Origin of the sequence: Vibrio sp. EA2, assembly GCF_033042495.1 — a bacterium.
Lineage (GTDB): Bacteria > Pseudomonadota > Gammaproteobacteria > Enterobacterales > Vibrionaceae > Vibrio.
Map to the genome: position 1 here is coordinate 25,527 of NZ_JAWLID010000015.1, position 15,184 is coordinate 40,710.

General features: G+C 45.3%; 11 protein-coding genes and 1 pseudogene. 6 read left to right on the forward strand and 6 right to left on the reverse strand.

Annotated elements, in window-relative coordinates; all coding sequences use genetic code 11:
- Window positions 1-5: 5 nt before the first annotated feature.
- Window positions 6-839 (reverse strand): SDR family NAD(P)-dependent oxidoreductase, encoded by an 834-nt coding sequence (locus RXX31_RS21055; RefSeq protein WP_317591644.1) that lies wholly within the window; start codon window positions 837-839, stop codon window positions 6-8.
- A 260-nt stretch (window positions 840-1,099) separates the two neighbouring features.
- Here RXX31_RS21055 and RXX31_RS21060 point away from each other — a divergent pair, with 260 nt between their 5' ends.
- Both RXX31_RS21060 and RXX31_RS21065 read left to right on the forward strand, forming a co-directional pair.
- On the forward strand, window positions 1,100-2,113 hold the full coding sequence (locus RXX31_RS21060) for an AraC family transcriptional regulator (RefSeq protein ID WP_317591645.1): 1,014 nt from the start codon (window positions 1,100-1,102) through the stop codon (window positions 2,111-2,113).
- A gap of 211 nt (window positions 2,114-2,324) precedes the next feature.
- Window positions 2,325-2,483: an SDR family NAD(P)-dependent oxidoreductase gene (locus RXX31_RS21065; RefSeq protein ID WP_317591646.1), complete on the forward strand. Its 159-nt coding sequence runs from the start codon at window positions 2,325-2,327 to the stop codon at window positions 2,481-2,483.
- Window positions 2,484-2,548: 65 nt separating this feature from the next.
- Here RXX31_RS21065 and RXX31_RS21070 read toward each other — a convergent pair.
- Window positions 2,549-3,737 (reverse strand): annotated as a pseudogene (locus tag RXX31_RS21070) (IS3 family transposase).
- Between the two features lie 606 nt (window positions 3,738-4,343).
- On the opposite strand from RXX31_RS21070, the gene RXX31_RS21075 reads away from it, so the two are divergent.
- Window positions 4,344-5,867, forward strand: coding sequence for an ISNCY family transposase (locus RXX31_RS21075; RefSeq protein ID WP_317591647.1), 1,524 nt, complete (start codon window positions 4,344-4,346; stop codon window positions 5,865-5,867).
- Between the two features lie 141 nt (window positions 5,868-6,008).
- Here the strand turns inward: RXX31_RS21075 and RXX31_RS21080 are convergent, their stop codons facing one another.
- Window positions 6,009-6,308, reverse strand: a complete 300-nt coding sequence (locus RXX31_RS21080; protein ID WP_031858044.1) for a hypothetical protein — start codon at window positions 6,306-6,308, stop codon at window positions 6,009-6,011.
- A 1,046-nt stretch (window positions 6,309-7,354) separates the two neighbouring features.
- Here RXX31_RS21080 and RXX31_RS21085 point away from each other — a divergent pair.
- Window positions 7,355-8,155: an aldo/keto reductase gene (locus tag RXX31_RS21085; protein WP_317591648.1), complete on the forward strand. Its 801-nt coding sequence runs from the start codon at window positions 7,355-7,357 to the stop codon at window positions 8,153-8,155.
- 54 nt (window positions 8,156-8,209) lie between these two features.
- On the opposite strand, the gene RXX31_RS21090 is transcribed toward RXX31_RS21085, so the two are convergent.
- Together RXX31_RS21090 and xylB are read right to left on the reverse strand one after the other, a co-directional pair.
- Window positions 8,210-9,184: an aldo/keto reductase gene (locus RXX31_RS21090; RefSeq protein ID WP_317591649.1), complete on the reverse strand. Its 975-nt coding sequence runs from the start codon at window positions 9,182-9,184 to the stop codon at window positions 8,210-8,212.
- Between the two features lie 59 nt (window positions 9,185-9,243).
- Entirely contained in the window at window positions 9,244-10,695 is a 1,452-nt protein-coding gene (gene xylB, locus RXX31_RS21095) for a xylulokinase (protein ID WP_317591650.1), read from the reverse strand.
- A 150-nt stretch (window positions 10,696-10,845) separates the two neighbouring features.
- On the opposite strand from xylB, the gene RXX31_RS21100 reads away from it, so the two are divergent.
- Window positions 10,846-12,138 (forward strand): DNA-binding transcriptional regulator, encoded by a 1,293-nt coding sequence (locus RXX31_RS21100; RefSeq protein WP_317591651.1) that lies wholly within the window; start codon window positions 10,846-10,848, stop codon window positions 12,136-12,138.
- Window positions 12,139-12,363: 225 nt separating this feature from the next.
- Window positions 12,364-12,621, forward strand: coding sequence for a hypothetical protein (locus RXX31_RS21105; RefSeq protein WP_317591652.1), 258 nt, complete (start codon window positions 12,364-12,366; stop codon window positions 12,619-12,621).
- A gap of 67 nt (window positions 12,622-12,688) precedes the next feature.
- On the opposite strand, the gene RXX31_RS21110 is transcribed toward RXX31_RS21105, so the two are convergent.
- Window positions 12,689-15,055, reverse strand: coding sequence for a glycoside hydrolase family 3 N-terminal domain-containing protein (locus RXX31_RS21110; RefSeq protein ID WP_317591653.1), 2,367 nt, complete (start codon window positions 15,053-15,055; stop codon window positions 12,689-12,691).
- Window positions 15,056-15,184 lie beyond the last annotated feature (129 nt).

Genomic DNA, 15,184 nt, shown 5'->3' on the forward strand with positions numbered 1-15,184 from the left:
CTACTTTAATTGTTATGTTTTGCAAACTCAGTGATCAGAAAGTTATCCCAGCGTTTTGGCCCGGCAAGCTGATATAACCAGGGTAAACGCTTCGCATCCGAAGTAGTTCTGTAGATAAATTTAGGACTCGTAGCCGTGACCGCAGTTTCAATAGCTAATGCTGTACTCGTGGAGTCTGGTGCTTTTTTCAAAAACTCGTTAGTTAAACCAATGTACTGCTCAACAAACGGTTGATAATCATCAAAGTGTTCTATTTTTCTCAGACGCTCAATGGAAGCTTGCTCAAATCCCGTATTTACCTGACCCGGCTCAATCATCACCACCTCAATGCCCATATCCCGAACTTCTTCACGGTAAGCAGTAACAATGCCTTTTAAAGCATGTTTAGTAGAAGCGTACCAACCGGACATCAGCATAGAGATATTAGCGACAATAGAAGAGGTAAAGATCAAACGGCCACTGCGCTGCGTCCGAAATACCGGAGAAACTGCACGGATAATTCTAGCTGCACCCATCACATTGACCTGATACAGAAGCTCGACCGTCTCTTCAGGCACACACTCAACCGTTCCGGCAACATGAAGACCTGCGTTAGAAAGAACGATGTCGATACCGCCTTGTTCTTCAACCATGGTTTCTATTGCTTTATTTACTGACTCAGTGCTGGTGACATCTATTTCTAACAAGCGGGCTCCCATGCTTTCTAATTCACGCATAGGCTCAATATCCGGTGCAGCGGCATAGACAATAACATCATGTTTTAAAATTCGTTTCGCTGCATCAAGCCCTAGGCCAGAAGAGGCGCCGATAAGAAGGACTCGTTTTTGAGACTGGCTCATGATATTTCTCCGGATAGCAGAATATTGAATAAAATCTGACCAGCATTTTAAGAGCAAAGCGCTAAATAGTAATTTCAAAAGACGCCAATATCTTTGCATTAAGTGCCAAAATCGCCCTTGTTACTATGTAAAAAATACATCGTAAAGCTACCATGAAAAACTGGCACAAAATGATAGAGCAATGGCGTTGTTTGCAATGACGGGAATGTGTTAATGCACTAGAATTTTTATTATCAGGAAAGTAATAACACGAGGTTTCAATGAAATACGCAGCAAAATACACCTTGAACAAAGGATGGTTTTTGTTATTAACCGACATTGGAGTAAACCCGACTGAAGTACTCAGGGCGGCGAATCTTCCTGCGGATCTGTTCTCAAGGGATGCTATCCAGTTCACCCATCAGGAATACTTCCGGTTTTGGCAGGCATTAGACCTTGTTGCTGCGGATATTGATCTACCCTTACTGTTTGCTGAGGCTTTTTCAGTTGAAGGTTTTGATGCTCCTTTGTTTGCCAGCATCTGCTGTCCTAATTTCAATAAAGCACTCGAATGCCTTCAGCACTTCAAACCACTGATAGCCCCTCTGTCACTGGAACTGAGCTTCACTGATAAAACGACGACCATCACCATTGGCTTTGACCGCAGTGAGCAAGTTATTCCCAAACATTTAGCCGGTATAGAGTTGGTCTTTTTTACTCAACTGTGTCGATTGGCAACCCGTCAGCATATTAAACCTCTCAAAGTGACCAGCGGTTATCTGTTTGATAATCAGGAAAAATATGATGAGTATTTTGGCGTTAAAGTTAAGCTGGGTGACAAGTTCGAATTAGTGTTCAGTACCAAAGATGCGAACCTGCCATTTATGACTGAGAATGCCGGTATGTGGAACTTTTTTGAACCTGAACTGAATAAAAGACTCTCTCAGTTAGAAGAGCACGCCAGTACAGAGCAGAGAGTGAAAAGTGTGTTACTTGAACTTATCCCAAGCGGACGCGTCTCAATAGAAAACGTTGCCAGTGCACTCGCGATGAGTAAAAGAACCTTACAACGTAAACTCAGCAGTGAAAAAGTGAAGTATCAGGCAATCCTGAATGATACCAGAAAAGAACTCGCACAGTATTACTTGTCAAACTCTTCAACCAGTCTTTCAGAAGTGTCTTACCTGCTGGGTTTTCAGGAAACAACATCGTTCTACCGGGCTTTTTCTTCCTGGACTGGTGTCTCTCCTGAAAAATTCAGAGATCAGTCTCTGGTTCAGTCCATGATGCACTAAGGCTTCTTAAGTTTTCAGACAAGGATCCTCTTCTGAAGGGGCCTTTTTTATGCCTGTCACATAACCGGATAATGGCGCAAATAGATAAGGAGTTGTCGCTTATTGAAAAGGCTATCTGTAAACCTGAAGGTAGTATGAACCCATACCAACTTAGTTCTGAACACTAAGTTTCCAGTCAAAATAATTAAGGTTACAGGTCAGGGTGAATCATATGAACACATTCAAAGATAAAGTCGTTGTTATTACCGGTGGAGCCACAGGTATTGGTTTTTCATTTGCGAAACGTTTTGGCCAGGAAGGCGCTATTATTGTCATTTCCGGTCGTCGTGAAAATCGCCTGCAAGAAGCAGTTGCTGAGCTGGAGAAATAATCCATAAACGCGGCTTACGTTGTATGTGACGTTGCAACACGTGAGGAGATGGAACAGTGTAGTGGTCAACTAAAATTGGCCACTGTTTTAGAGTTTTCCCAATATAATCGTTCTGACTCATTGGGAGTTAGGCCACCGTTATACTGATGTGGCCTGAGTTGACAGTAATATCCAATGATGTAGCGAGTGATCTCTTGTTGAGCCTCAGCAAAGCTACGATAACCCACCGTTGGCACCCATTCCGTTTTCAGACTTCTAAAGAAGCGCTCCATCGGCGCATTATCCCAGCAATTTCCTCGGCGCGATAAACTCTGCTTTATTTGAAAACGCCACAATAATTGGCGGTATTTACGACTGGTATAGTGACTACCTTGATCGCTGTGGAACATGACACCTTTAGGCTTACCACGAGACTCATAAGCCATCGAAAGAGCTTTGCCTGTTAGCCTAGAATCAGGTGATAACGACATCGACCAACCAATCACTTTGCGGGCAAAAAGATCGATAACAACCGCTAAATACATCCACCGATTACCTGTCCAAATATACGTAACATCGCCAGCCCAGACTTCATTTGGCGCAGTAACCGCAAACTGACGACCTAAGTGATTTGGAACTTCAATATGTTCTTGTGAAGCTTTTCGGTAACGATATCTTGGTACTTGGCAACTCACTAACCCAAGCGTTCTCATAAGCTTTGTCGCTCGGTATCGGCTCAGATTTACACCCTGATTTGTGACTATATCTGCAATGGTTCTCGCACCCGCAGAGCCATTGCTTGCGGCATGAGCCTCACTGACCAAGCTGCGCAGTTTTACTGTTTCAGCATTAATTACCGTTGGGCGTTTAAGCCAATAGTGATAACTACTTCGATGAACATTGAAGACTTCGCATAATGTTTTTACGCTGTAGCTCTGCTTGAGTTTCTGCTTGAGTTTCTTGATTATCAAGAATTGTTCAGTGAGTCCGACATCAACAGAGCCGTGGCTTTTTTTAATATTTCATTATGCTCTTCAAGGCGAGCCAACTTCTTTTTAATTCCCGAATTTCTATTTGTTCAGGGGTCATCGGTGAAGCTTTAGGTGTTTTTCCTTGGCGCTCTTCTCTGAGCTGGCGAACCCATTTATCCATAGTGGACTTGCCCACATTCATGGCTTGGGCTGCTTCAGTCACTGAGTAGTTTTGGTCTAGGACTAACTGCGCTGCTTCTAACTTAAATTCTGCGCTAAATAGTCGTCTTGTACGTTTTGTCATAGTGTCACCTGTTAACTTATGAGGTGATGATATCACCTCTAACTAAGTGACCAAATTCACTATGCCACTACAGGCATCAATTTAAGCCATCTACGACATAGGGGAGCTACTGCCTCCCTATGTCGTCACTACAGCAAAAGACTGACATGAATTGAGAATATCGAATGGAGGTGCGGTTCGTCATTTTGGGATGCCAAAAGTTATCGATAAGGTAGAAATCAGCCCTGCGTCGAAAACTGAAAATGTCCAATGAATCCTTCTAACCTCAAGTAAGCTTGCATTATTATTCAATCGTTGCTCTGGGCTAGAAATGTTAAAGGATGACAGAAAGTGGGAGTTTTCTTTCACCTCCTCTCGACTGGCAACCATGAGCTTAAGTACTGCGATTTTAGTGGCACGATCTGCCACTGAGTAAATGCGTTAACAAGGAAAGGGGCATTTTTGATTTTGACTGATTTGTGCAATAGTGTGATCACCAAGCGATTCTGTCGTACCTTAACTACCAACCGATTTTGTCGGTGAACTAATTACCAAGGGAAAGTGACGGATCCATTTCTATACCTAACCCTTTGAATAGGTCAACTCACCATTCAGGGGTTAGTAAGGATGATCATCATGGACTCTCGCTCCCAGCTTACTATTGATGTGATCGCTAAAGTCACTCAAGGTAAGATCAGCATTCACAGTGCTTCCAAACTCCTCAATAAGTCCCGTCGTACCATAGAGCGTTACCTCCATCGCTACCGTCGTGAAGGCATACGCTTTGTAGTCCATGGCAATAAAGGTCGTGAGCCTGTCAATAAAACCCCTGATTCACTGAAAAGACAGGTTCAGCAACTGATCCAAACTAAGTACTTCGATTTCAATTTGCAGCATCTGGCCGAGTTACTCACGGTCAACGAAGGCTTGACCATCAAGCGGGAAACTTTGCGAAAGTGGGCGCACGCTATCCACCATGTGAAGCGAGCCAAGCGTCGTCGTAGCCGAGTAAGAAAGTACAGGGAACGAATGGAGCAGCCTGGACTGATGCTGCAAATGGACGGCAGTCCGCATCAATGGTTTGGTGAACATCGCTCATGCTTGATTGCCATCATCGACGATGCGACCAGTGATATCCATGCCGAGTTCTTCCCTTCCGAAACCACGGAAGGCTGTATGAAAGTCATGAAGGCATATATCGAAAAGCGAGGCCTGTTTAAGACGCTCTACGTCGATAGAGCGGGTATATTCGGTGGTCCAAAACGCAGTAACTTCTCTCAGATGCAACGCGCTTGTGAAGAGCTAGGGATCGAAATCATCTTTGCGAATTCGCCCCAAGGCAAAGGACGGGTCGAACGGGCATTCGACACGTTCCAAGACAGGCTGGTTCCAGAGCTTCGGCTGCATCATATTACCGATATTCAAAGCGCCAACGAGTATCTTCAAAACCAATTCATTCCACTGTACTGGCAACAGAAAATCGCGGTGCAGGCGAAGAACCCGAGGTCGGCATTCAAGGTTGTACCTGAACACATCAACCTTGATACGGTCTGTGTTCACAAGGAATATCGCAAGGTTCGCCGAGATCATACCTTCAGTTATAACAATAAAATGTATCTCATCGACTCACCCATAAGGCACTCCATCGTCAATCAGAAACTGGAAATACGCTGTCAGTTCGATGGTGTATTCTCAGCCTACTTTGGTCACCGAAAACTGCATATTACCGAGTTAGAAGAGCCACCAAGAGCGAGTGAGTATGGGATGGAAGTCCAGCGCAAGTTGGATGTCATCGAGCTTGCCGACCGCCTGGGTAATGCGACGGAAGCCGCTCGGCTCACTGGTTGCTCGCGCCGAAGTATCTACAACTATCAAAAGGTATTAGCTGAGGAAGGCGCCCTTGGCCTTAAGCGCATTAACAAACCGCTGCACCGCAGCAAAAACAGCATACCTGAAGAAACCGAACACAAAATTATCGAGCTGACCTTAAACAATCCGTATCAAACCTCAGTACAGTTGAGAACCATGCTAAAGAAGGAGTACAACATCACCGTCAGCAGTTGCACGATACGAAATATCTGGAAGCGCGAGGCACTGAATACCAGATCGCTGAGAATACAACGCTCTGCGGCACTAAATAAAGAAGTCTAGCCTGTGGGCTAGACTTAGAGGTGAACGACAAAGTCGCTTGGGATTTATCCCGTCAGGCTCCCTTGGTAATCACACTGATTTGTGCAATAGGCTGTTGCACAATTGGGAAACGGCTTTTTTCAATAACAAGCGAGCCTGATTTTAGCCACCAACAGGTTGTTGACCAAATTTTTCATCGGGAAGGTCTTGCTCATCATCGAACATCACAATGCTTCTACGATGCTCCTTTAGAGCAGATAATGCAACTTGAAAACAACTTTCACACATATCGAGGTGGTGGGTAATACCGTCCATTTTTGACCCAAATCCCCAGTTAGCAGTCAGTTCACCAACCTCTTCTAACTTAACGCCATTTGAATCGACGACCATCACACTAGTACCACAGATATCACAACATCGATCAACAACGACTTCTATCGTTTTCTGTCCATAAACTTTCATTGTGAACTCCTGTCGATGATAAGATTAATCATTACTTAGTACCAAATAACAACTAAGTAGTAGCTGAAATTATAGCTGTCCTATAGGCAACTGAACAATTAACAAAGTCGCTGAATTTTCATTGTTACTCAGCGAAGTATCCTTCTTATGTAGACACGTTAAACGTATTAGTAAAAACTAAGTCATGAGGCAGAGCAAAAGGGAACAGGCTCAATTGACGCTGGCACAGAATGGGGCAAACCATTTCCAGAAACAAAGTTCCAAACTTATTCTGCTTTATCGTACCATGACCATTCAGTCTCAAGCCATCTACATGATTTTGCCAAATACGTACAGATAAGCAGTGTATCTCCATTTCAGACGATCTAACGCTGGAAATAAAGTTTGTATCAAAATGCATAAACACCTACTAACCAATCACAAGTCTCTTTCCATTATACTGATTTATTTACTAACCTACGTTAATCTCACTCCATATAATGGCATCCAGTCGATTAATTGGATGCTTTTTTATGTCTAATCAATCCATCTTAGATTTCTTTGCTGCCATGTAGCGCAACATTACATTCGACATCGAGAATGCCACAGGCACCAAGGGCGAACCTAGGCCAATTCAAGGTGTTTGATGAACATTTATAAATGGTAAGGTCGATTTTATTAGGGAACTCTACTTTAGAGTAAATGTGTCAACTCATTTTGGGGCAGAGATGGTTTTGGCTCGCTTACCTTGAAGCTTGAGTTGGGTAAGATGTTGTTGATATAAGGCGTCAAAGCGCTCTTTTTCAGACGGGGTCATAGTGTTCTCTCCAGTAACACACCACCGACATGATGGTGTTACTAAAGAGTATGATTATTGGTGCTTATTCATTTCTGCCGCGGAGCGGCTTCGTTCAACTCGGAATTGTCCAAAAACGTTTCAGAGGGTGATCAGACTATATTATAACTTCCGCGCTATTGAAGATAACAATGCGCCTCAAAAATGATCGAACTTTAGCTTGTTATAGCCCAATAATTGCTTGAAAAGGCTCGTTTCCGATCAAAGTTTATTGTCCTTCGACACCAGTTGGTGTCGGGGTCGGGAGGAGGGAGAAATTACTCGCGAAGAGCTGTTTATTACCTCTAAACTATGGAACGCTTTTCATCACCCAAATGATGTGCAGCCAGCTCTTGAGCGCACCCTTGACGATCTTCAACTGGACTACATCGATCTCTATCTTATGCATTGGCCAGTGGCTATTAAATCGCATGTTGGTTTTCCTGAGAAAGGCAGTGACTTCATTTCTCTCGATGAGCTACCTCTTGGCATCACATGGCTAGCGATGGAAAATCTAGTAAAACAAGGGCTCGCAAAAGACATTGGTGTTTCGAACTTTAGCGTCAAAAAGTTAAAGGAAATCATCGCTGCAGGTTCGACCATACCAGCAGTAAATCAAGTTGAGTCACACCCTTATCTACAGCAAAGCACTCTCGTAGAGTTTTGCCGCGATAACGAAATTTGTGTTACCGCCTACGCGCCGCTTGGCTCAGGCGATCGTCCAGATTCATTGACAAAACTCGATGAGCCATCACTTCTCGGTCATCCAACAATCAAGCGTATCGCGACTAAGCATCAAATGACCGAAGCGCAAGTGCTTATCGGCTGGCAACTGAATCGCGGGCTGACCGTCATTCCAAAATCGAGTAATCCTGATAGACAGGCACTCAACTTAGCCTCTTCGGCGCTGCAATTAAGTGAGAATGACATGGCTGACATCGCAGCGATGGATAGGCATTACCGCTATCTTCATGGTGAGTTCTGGGTAATGGAGGGGAGCCCGTATACGTTAGAAAATGTTTGGGACGAATAAGTAAGTTTACGGTAGTTCAGCGAACGCTGACTCTACCGTAACAACAAAGTTCAACTACTTCGACAGCAATAGGTCTATCTCAGACAACTGTGACTGGGTCAGTGCTCCTTTTTCCAACGCACCAATATGTCCACGCACCTGATCTACCGTTCTAAACCCCGGGATGGGAACATTATTTGGGCTTGTCGCCCAGAGCCATGCCAATGCACCTTGAGTTAACGTTCTATCGTCACTCGTCAAAATCGACTTAAGTTGTTCGAGTTTCTTCAGAAGCTCTGGCGCGGGTTTGCCATCTTTAAAATAGGTCATCCACTCCGGAGAGATCTTTCGAATGTCTGACGATGACAAGCTCGAGCCATCAGTATATTTACCCGTCAAAAGTCCCATCGCTAGAGGGCTTCTGTTCAGACCCGCTAAGTTATGTTTCTCGCAGACAGCCATCATGGCATGATTTCGATTGAACACATTACTTTCAAACTGAACAGAGGTATAAGCGTTGCGGTCAGTGAGTGACTCAGCTCGCTCCACGTCATCCGTGCTCCAACCATAACTGCGAATTTTACCTTCTTCAACTAAGACATCTAGCGTGTTAGCGACACAATCAACATGCTCGATCGGGTGGTCACCGATGTGGAAATAGAATATGTCTAGGTAATCCGTTTTTAGTCGGCGAAGGCTGTTTTCAAGCATCGCTCTAATCTCACCAGGTTGATGAAAAGCGCCCAGCACTTGCTTGGTCTCTTCGTTTGCATCAAAGCCAAATTTACTGCTAAGCACAGCCTCGTCTCGGCGACCTGCGATTGCCTTACCAATGACATACTCACTGTGCCCTGCCCCGTAAATATTCGCAGTGTCAATCAAGTTGATGCCGTTATCGAGTCCCTCATGAATAGCTCGAATAGATTCTCTGTCATCAACTTCTCCCCAGCCAAGAGGCGTATCCCCCTCCCAGAATGGACCGCCGATTGCCCAGCAGCCCATACCGAGGGCGCTTACTTCAATGTCGCCTAATTTGCGAGATTCAATCATCGTTATCTTCCTTGAAAAATGCCACCCAAGTGGGTGGCAGTAGTTTGACTTAGACTGTTTTAAAACAGACCTTTTAGTTGTTTGTACAGTGTTTGATAAGTTGCTCGTTTACTCTGATAGTAAGCTTGCTTGTCTGGGTTTGGCGTGTGGCTTTGTACGAGCTCAGGTACTGGGCACACATCAGATAGAGTTGCGCCCTCTTTCGTACCGAGTACAGCAAGTCTTGCTGCACCTAGCGCAGGACCAACTTCACCACCTTTTCTATAAACCAGCGGCATTTCAACAATATCGGCAAGCATTTGACGCCAATACTCACTTCTAGCTCCACCACCAATCAGCGACACTTCGTCTGGAATATTCTTGGTTACGTGCAAGGCATCGAATCCGTCTGCAAATGCAAAACCAACGCCTTCAAGGACCGCTTGCGCCAGCTCCAGCTTGGTCGTTGAGTGAGTCATTCCAAAAAATACGCCCTTCGCATTAGGGTTGTTATGGGGGGTTCTCTCACCCGATAGATAAGGTAAGAACACCACCCGTGACGAATCATCTGCGTTTTCAGCAACGTCCGCGATCATCTCACCAACGTCTTCAAACCCAGTCAGCTCAGCGACCCAACTTAAGCAGGACGCCGCACTAAGAATCACTGACATGGTGTGCCAGGTATTCGGCAGCGCATGACAGAAACTGTGCAGCGCTGATTCAGGATTCGAAACAAAGCCGTCACTTACCGCAAAATAGACACCAGATGTGCCCAGCGATAGCATCGCTTGTCCTGGCTGAGTAATCCCGACGCCAACCGCACCTGCAGCATTGTCTCCGCCACCAGCGATCACAGCTACCTGAGGCATTTCCCATGCATTCGCGATCTCAGGACTCAAAATACCTGTTACAGCGCTACCTTCAAAGAGCTCTGGCATCTGAGAGACAGATAAACCCGTTGCTGTTAGAAGCTTCTCACTCCACGCACGCTTTTCTACATCCAACCAACAAGTACCCGCCGAATCAGACATGTCCGACGCAAAGTCTCCTGTCATTTTGAAACGCAAGTAGTCTTTAGGCAGTAGTACCTTATCGACTTTTGCAAACACTTCAGGCTCGTGGTTTGCCACCCATTTTAGCTTCGGTGCCGTAAAGCCAGGCATCATAATATTGCCGGTAATATCACGAGAGTTTGGCACTGCCGCTTCAAGCTCTTTACATTCCGCCTCACAACGTCCATCGTTCCATAAGATCGCAGGCCTCAATACATCACCATTTGCATCAAGAAGCGTCGCACCGTGCATTTGTCCAGATAGACCAATCGCAATAACATCACTCAGATTGACTGAGGCTTTGAGACCATTAATAGATTCACATGTCGCTTCCCACCAAGCGCTAGGATCTTGCTCTGACCATAATGGCTTAGGGCGAGATACCTCCAAAGAGACGGTACAAGAAGCAATGATTTCGCCTTGCTCCGTCATCGCGATAGACTTAACTCCCGAAGTGCCTAAGTCGATACCTATATACATATTTGTTTCCTTTAATTTCTCATATTTCGTTACGCGATCAGACTTGCATTTTTCCGCATAGCCTACTGCGTCTAATCTGTATTCAGTATCTTCCTAGTAAGCCTGTCAAACAATTATGTTTTTTTACAGGTGAATTCACGGATTTCACGAGTGAGTCTGAGATCACACCACGCGCAGCGAGTCGCTGATAAACTCAATTTCGAAACTGATAACACCATTAATAAAAATCAGGGCACCATGGATAAACGTTTTCGAATTACGCTGCTATTTAATGCCAATAAGGTCTATGACCGAGAGGTCATCGAAGGTATTGGTGAATACCTACAAGCATCTCAATGCGATTGGGATATTTTTCTTGAGGAGGAATTCACAACTCACCTAGATAACTTTCATAATTGGAAAGGCGATGGCGTCATCGCTGACTTCGACAACCCCAAAATTGCTGAACTGCTAAAAGACTCAGATATACCGGTTGTCGGTGTAGGCGGATCTTATGAGAAAGATGAAGACTACCCAGACATCCCTTATGTCGCTACCGATAACCAAGCACTCGTTGAACTGGCATACCAACATTTACGAGAAAAAGGCTTAGAAAACTTCGCCTTTTACGGCAAGCCACATGACAAGTGCAACCGCTGGGCGCACGAGCGCGAGAACGCCTTCTCAAATATTGTCAAAAAAGAGGGTTACACAGGTTCAATTTATCGAGGCAGTGAGACCAACTCTAGAACCTGGACCTACGATATGAATCGGTTGGCGGATTGGCTACAACGCTTGCCCACCCCAACAGGAATCATTGCCGTTACTGATTCACGAGCGCGTCACCTGTTACAGGTATGCCAGCACCTCAACATCATGGTGCCAGACAAGGTTTCAGTTATTGGCATCGACAACGAGGAACTTGCACGATACCTTATGCGAGTATCATTGAGCTCTGTAGGGCAAGGCACCAAACAGATGGGTTATCGTGCGGCTAAGATGCTTCATCGTCTGCTTGATGCCAAAGACAAAGACGAGACAGTTAACCCAAACCAAGTATTGAAACATGCCAGAGTTATGGTTCCACCAACTCAGGTATTTGAGCGTCAAAGTACTGACTATCAAGGGCTAAAAGATACCTATGTTATTCAAGCGATGCACTTTATCCGCCACAATGCCTGTAAAGGGATTAAAGTTGATCAAGTGCTAAGTTATGTGGGTATCTCTCGCTCGAATATGGAGGTGAGATTTAAAGCGGAGCGTGGACACTCAATCCATCAAGAAATCCACAACTCCAAGCTCAAGCGTGCATGTAACCTGCTTGGTAACACCGAACTACCGATAGTCGAGATTGCCGAGTTGTGCGGTTACCCTTCATTGCAGTATATGTACACAGTATTCAAAAAGAACTTGGACCAAACCCCAAAAGAATACCGAGAGGCGTCGATCAATACGGCGGACTAACCCCGTCCATGCCTCTCATTAGTCAATAGCCCCGCATCATAGCGGGGCTTTGTTTTTACTTAATTATGAGCTAACTATTGTCCATCGCCTAATCTTCCTAATAATCCCTAACCCGCAACTATTTTCGTTAACCCGATCTCTTTTTACTCTGTTTGAACTACATTGAGGTCTATCGCCTTCACACATCACTCTGTCGTCCTATCTTCAAACCTCTAGACACTGCCTATGATGCGACTTGGAGTCAATAATGACACCATTTATTTACGAGTTAACTTTGATGGTTACCGGTATCAGTTCCGCTACTCCGAAGATACCAAACACTGGAAAAGGATAGGACCTGCGCTCAGTGCTGTTCCTATATCGGATGAAGGCGCAGACGACATTTTCCGATTTACGGGACCTATGGTAGGCATGTTTGTTAGTGACGTCTCTGGGCAAGGGAAATACGCCGACTTTGGGTACTTCGAGTACAGAGAAAATTGATGACTAGAATGGTTAAGCTAAAAAGGAGAGGCATTGCCTCTCCCATTATCCCCACCGTTTGATATCGCTAGATGACCTCAACCTCACAAATCATACGCCAATCTTTAGGTAAGATGCGTGTCCCACCATTTACTGTGATGGTTTCTTTAAACACAATATCAGTAGACGATTTTCCAACCATAATGTCAAAGTCCCCTGCTTCAACAACTCTCTGATGAAGGTGATTGGTAAAATTGAGCATGTCGACTGGTAAAGAAAATCTCACCGTTTTCTGCTCTCCGGGTTCAAGATACAGCTTCGAAAACCCTTTTAGTTCTCGAATTGGGCGCACTAGCGAGCTGACCATATCTCGTACATACAACTGGATTACCTCATGTCCCGCTAGCGGACCACTATTTCGAACACTCACGGTAACTTCTACGCTACCCTCTTGTTCCAACTTATGATCCTTGATCTTAACCTCATCATACTCAAAGGAGGTGTAGCTTAAACCATATCCAAATGGGTAGTTCGAACCAAAATGGTAGGCAATCGGGGTTCCGCCACTTTTGAGCTTGTGGTTATAGTAGTAAGGCACAGCGCCAACACTCTTCGGAATAGATACCGTCAGACGACCACTCGGATTTACCTTGCCAAGCAGCGCATCGGTAATAGCTTGCGCGCCGCATTGTCCTGGAGCCCAGCCATACAAGATAGCCGCGGCTTCACTCTCTGCCCGCCCTAAGTTGTAAGGACGACCGCCGGTAACAATCACAACAACGGGTTTGCCAGAGTCTAACGCCATATCGATAAGCCCCTGTTGTACGCCCGGTAAATCGAGGCTATCAGCATCAGACCCTTCTCCAACCGTTCCTGTTTGAAAAAGCCCTGCGAGGTCACCCACGCAAACAACAGCAACATCTGAATCTTGAATGACACCATCAGCGTCGATAAATCCTGATGTATCCATATCAATTGGAGAGTCCAAGCTCTGCGATAGCGCAAGGTCGACATCTCCTGGAAACACAGGAGCATTCGCATGTCTTTCTGTCAGGATATTGCAGCCCTTTGCAAAGCACACACTATCAAAAGCTTGCTCAAATGTTTCGCGCAAGGTTGCGGCAACTCGCGTATCACTCTCTTCACTGCTGAGAATGAGATGGACGGGAAAGCTATAACCCCCTAATAGAGCGAGTTGATCATCCGCCGTCGCCCCTAATAGGGCAACTTTTGTTTGATTAGACAGAGGAAGCAGTCCGTCGTTTTTGAGCAGTACTACAGACTCCGCCGCGACTTGGTACGCAAGTCGCTCTGATTCTTCATTATGCAAAGGCTCAGTAGGTAGCTCACAGTACGGATTTTCAAACAGACCTAGTTCAAACTTCATCGTCAGAATACGAGTCACAATTTCGTCTAACTTGGTGATTGAGAACTCTCCTCGCTCCATGGCAAGTTCCAGCTTAGTTGAGCACGCATCATCTGGCAGTTCTATATCTAGGCCAGCATTAAACGATAGTGCTGCAGCACCCGCTGAGTCCGAAGCGATACCGTGGTGAGAGTACAGCAAGTCAACACCACCATAATCAGCAACCAATAACCCATCAAACCCCCAGCGATGGCGAAGCACTTGAGTCAGTAGGTATTCAGAAGAATGACAAGGCTCACCATCAATGTCATGGTAAGCAGGCATAATCGATCCCGCGTTACCAAGCTTAACCGCCATCTCGAAAGGTAAAAGGAAGGTGTCATTTAGCTCTTTAAAACCAATGTGGACCGGCGCATGATTACGAGCGCCTTCACTAAATGAATGTCCAACGTAATGCTTGAGTGTTGCCAATACATCGCGCTTCTCACCTTGTAAACCTTTGACATAAGCGGTCGCGAGTAAGCCGACATGATAAGGGTCTTCTCCTAAGGTTTCCTCGGTTCGCCCCCATCTTACATCTCGAGATACATCCAGAACAGGCGCTAACCCCTGATGGGCACCTACGGCCCTAACTTGTCTACCAATGTCGGATGCCATTTCTTCGATGAGTGCAGGGTTCCATGTATGACCGTAGTTAAGTGAAGATGGATACAGCGTCGCATCTTTTGACATCAACCCGACCAGGCATTCTTCATGAGAAAGTGCCGGTATTCCAAGCCGGGTTTGATTGACCAAATAATCTTGCAACGCGTTAAGTGCTTTTACTCCTTCGATGGGCGAGACAGAGTGAGTACCCAGAGGACGAGTAATTTGTCCAATACCATTTTTAAGGCGTTCATGAATAGGCTGTTTTGACTCGTGAGATCCCATCTCTAAATCTCTGTCTTGATGGTCACCCTGCTCATCCAAGATAAGCCATTGAGCACCTAATTGCGCCAATTTTTCCGGCAGGGTCATTCGTGATAGAAGATCGTTGACACGCTCTGCGGTCTCAGCATTTGGATTCTTGTAAAGGTCTTTGTAAAGCATAGTCTGATACCTGTTTCGTTCTTGATATCCTTACTATGTATCAATCCTGCATTGGATTATGCGCGACTCGATCTAATTACCAAATTCGTACATTCAGTTACCAGATAATGTCCTTTCGCGCCTTGTTTA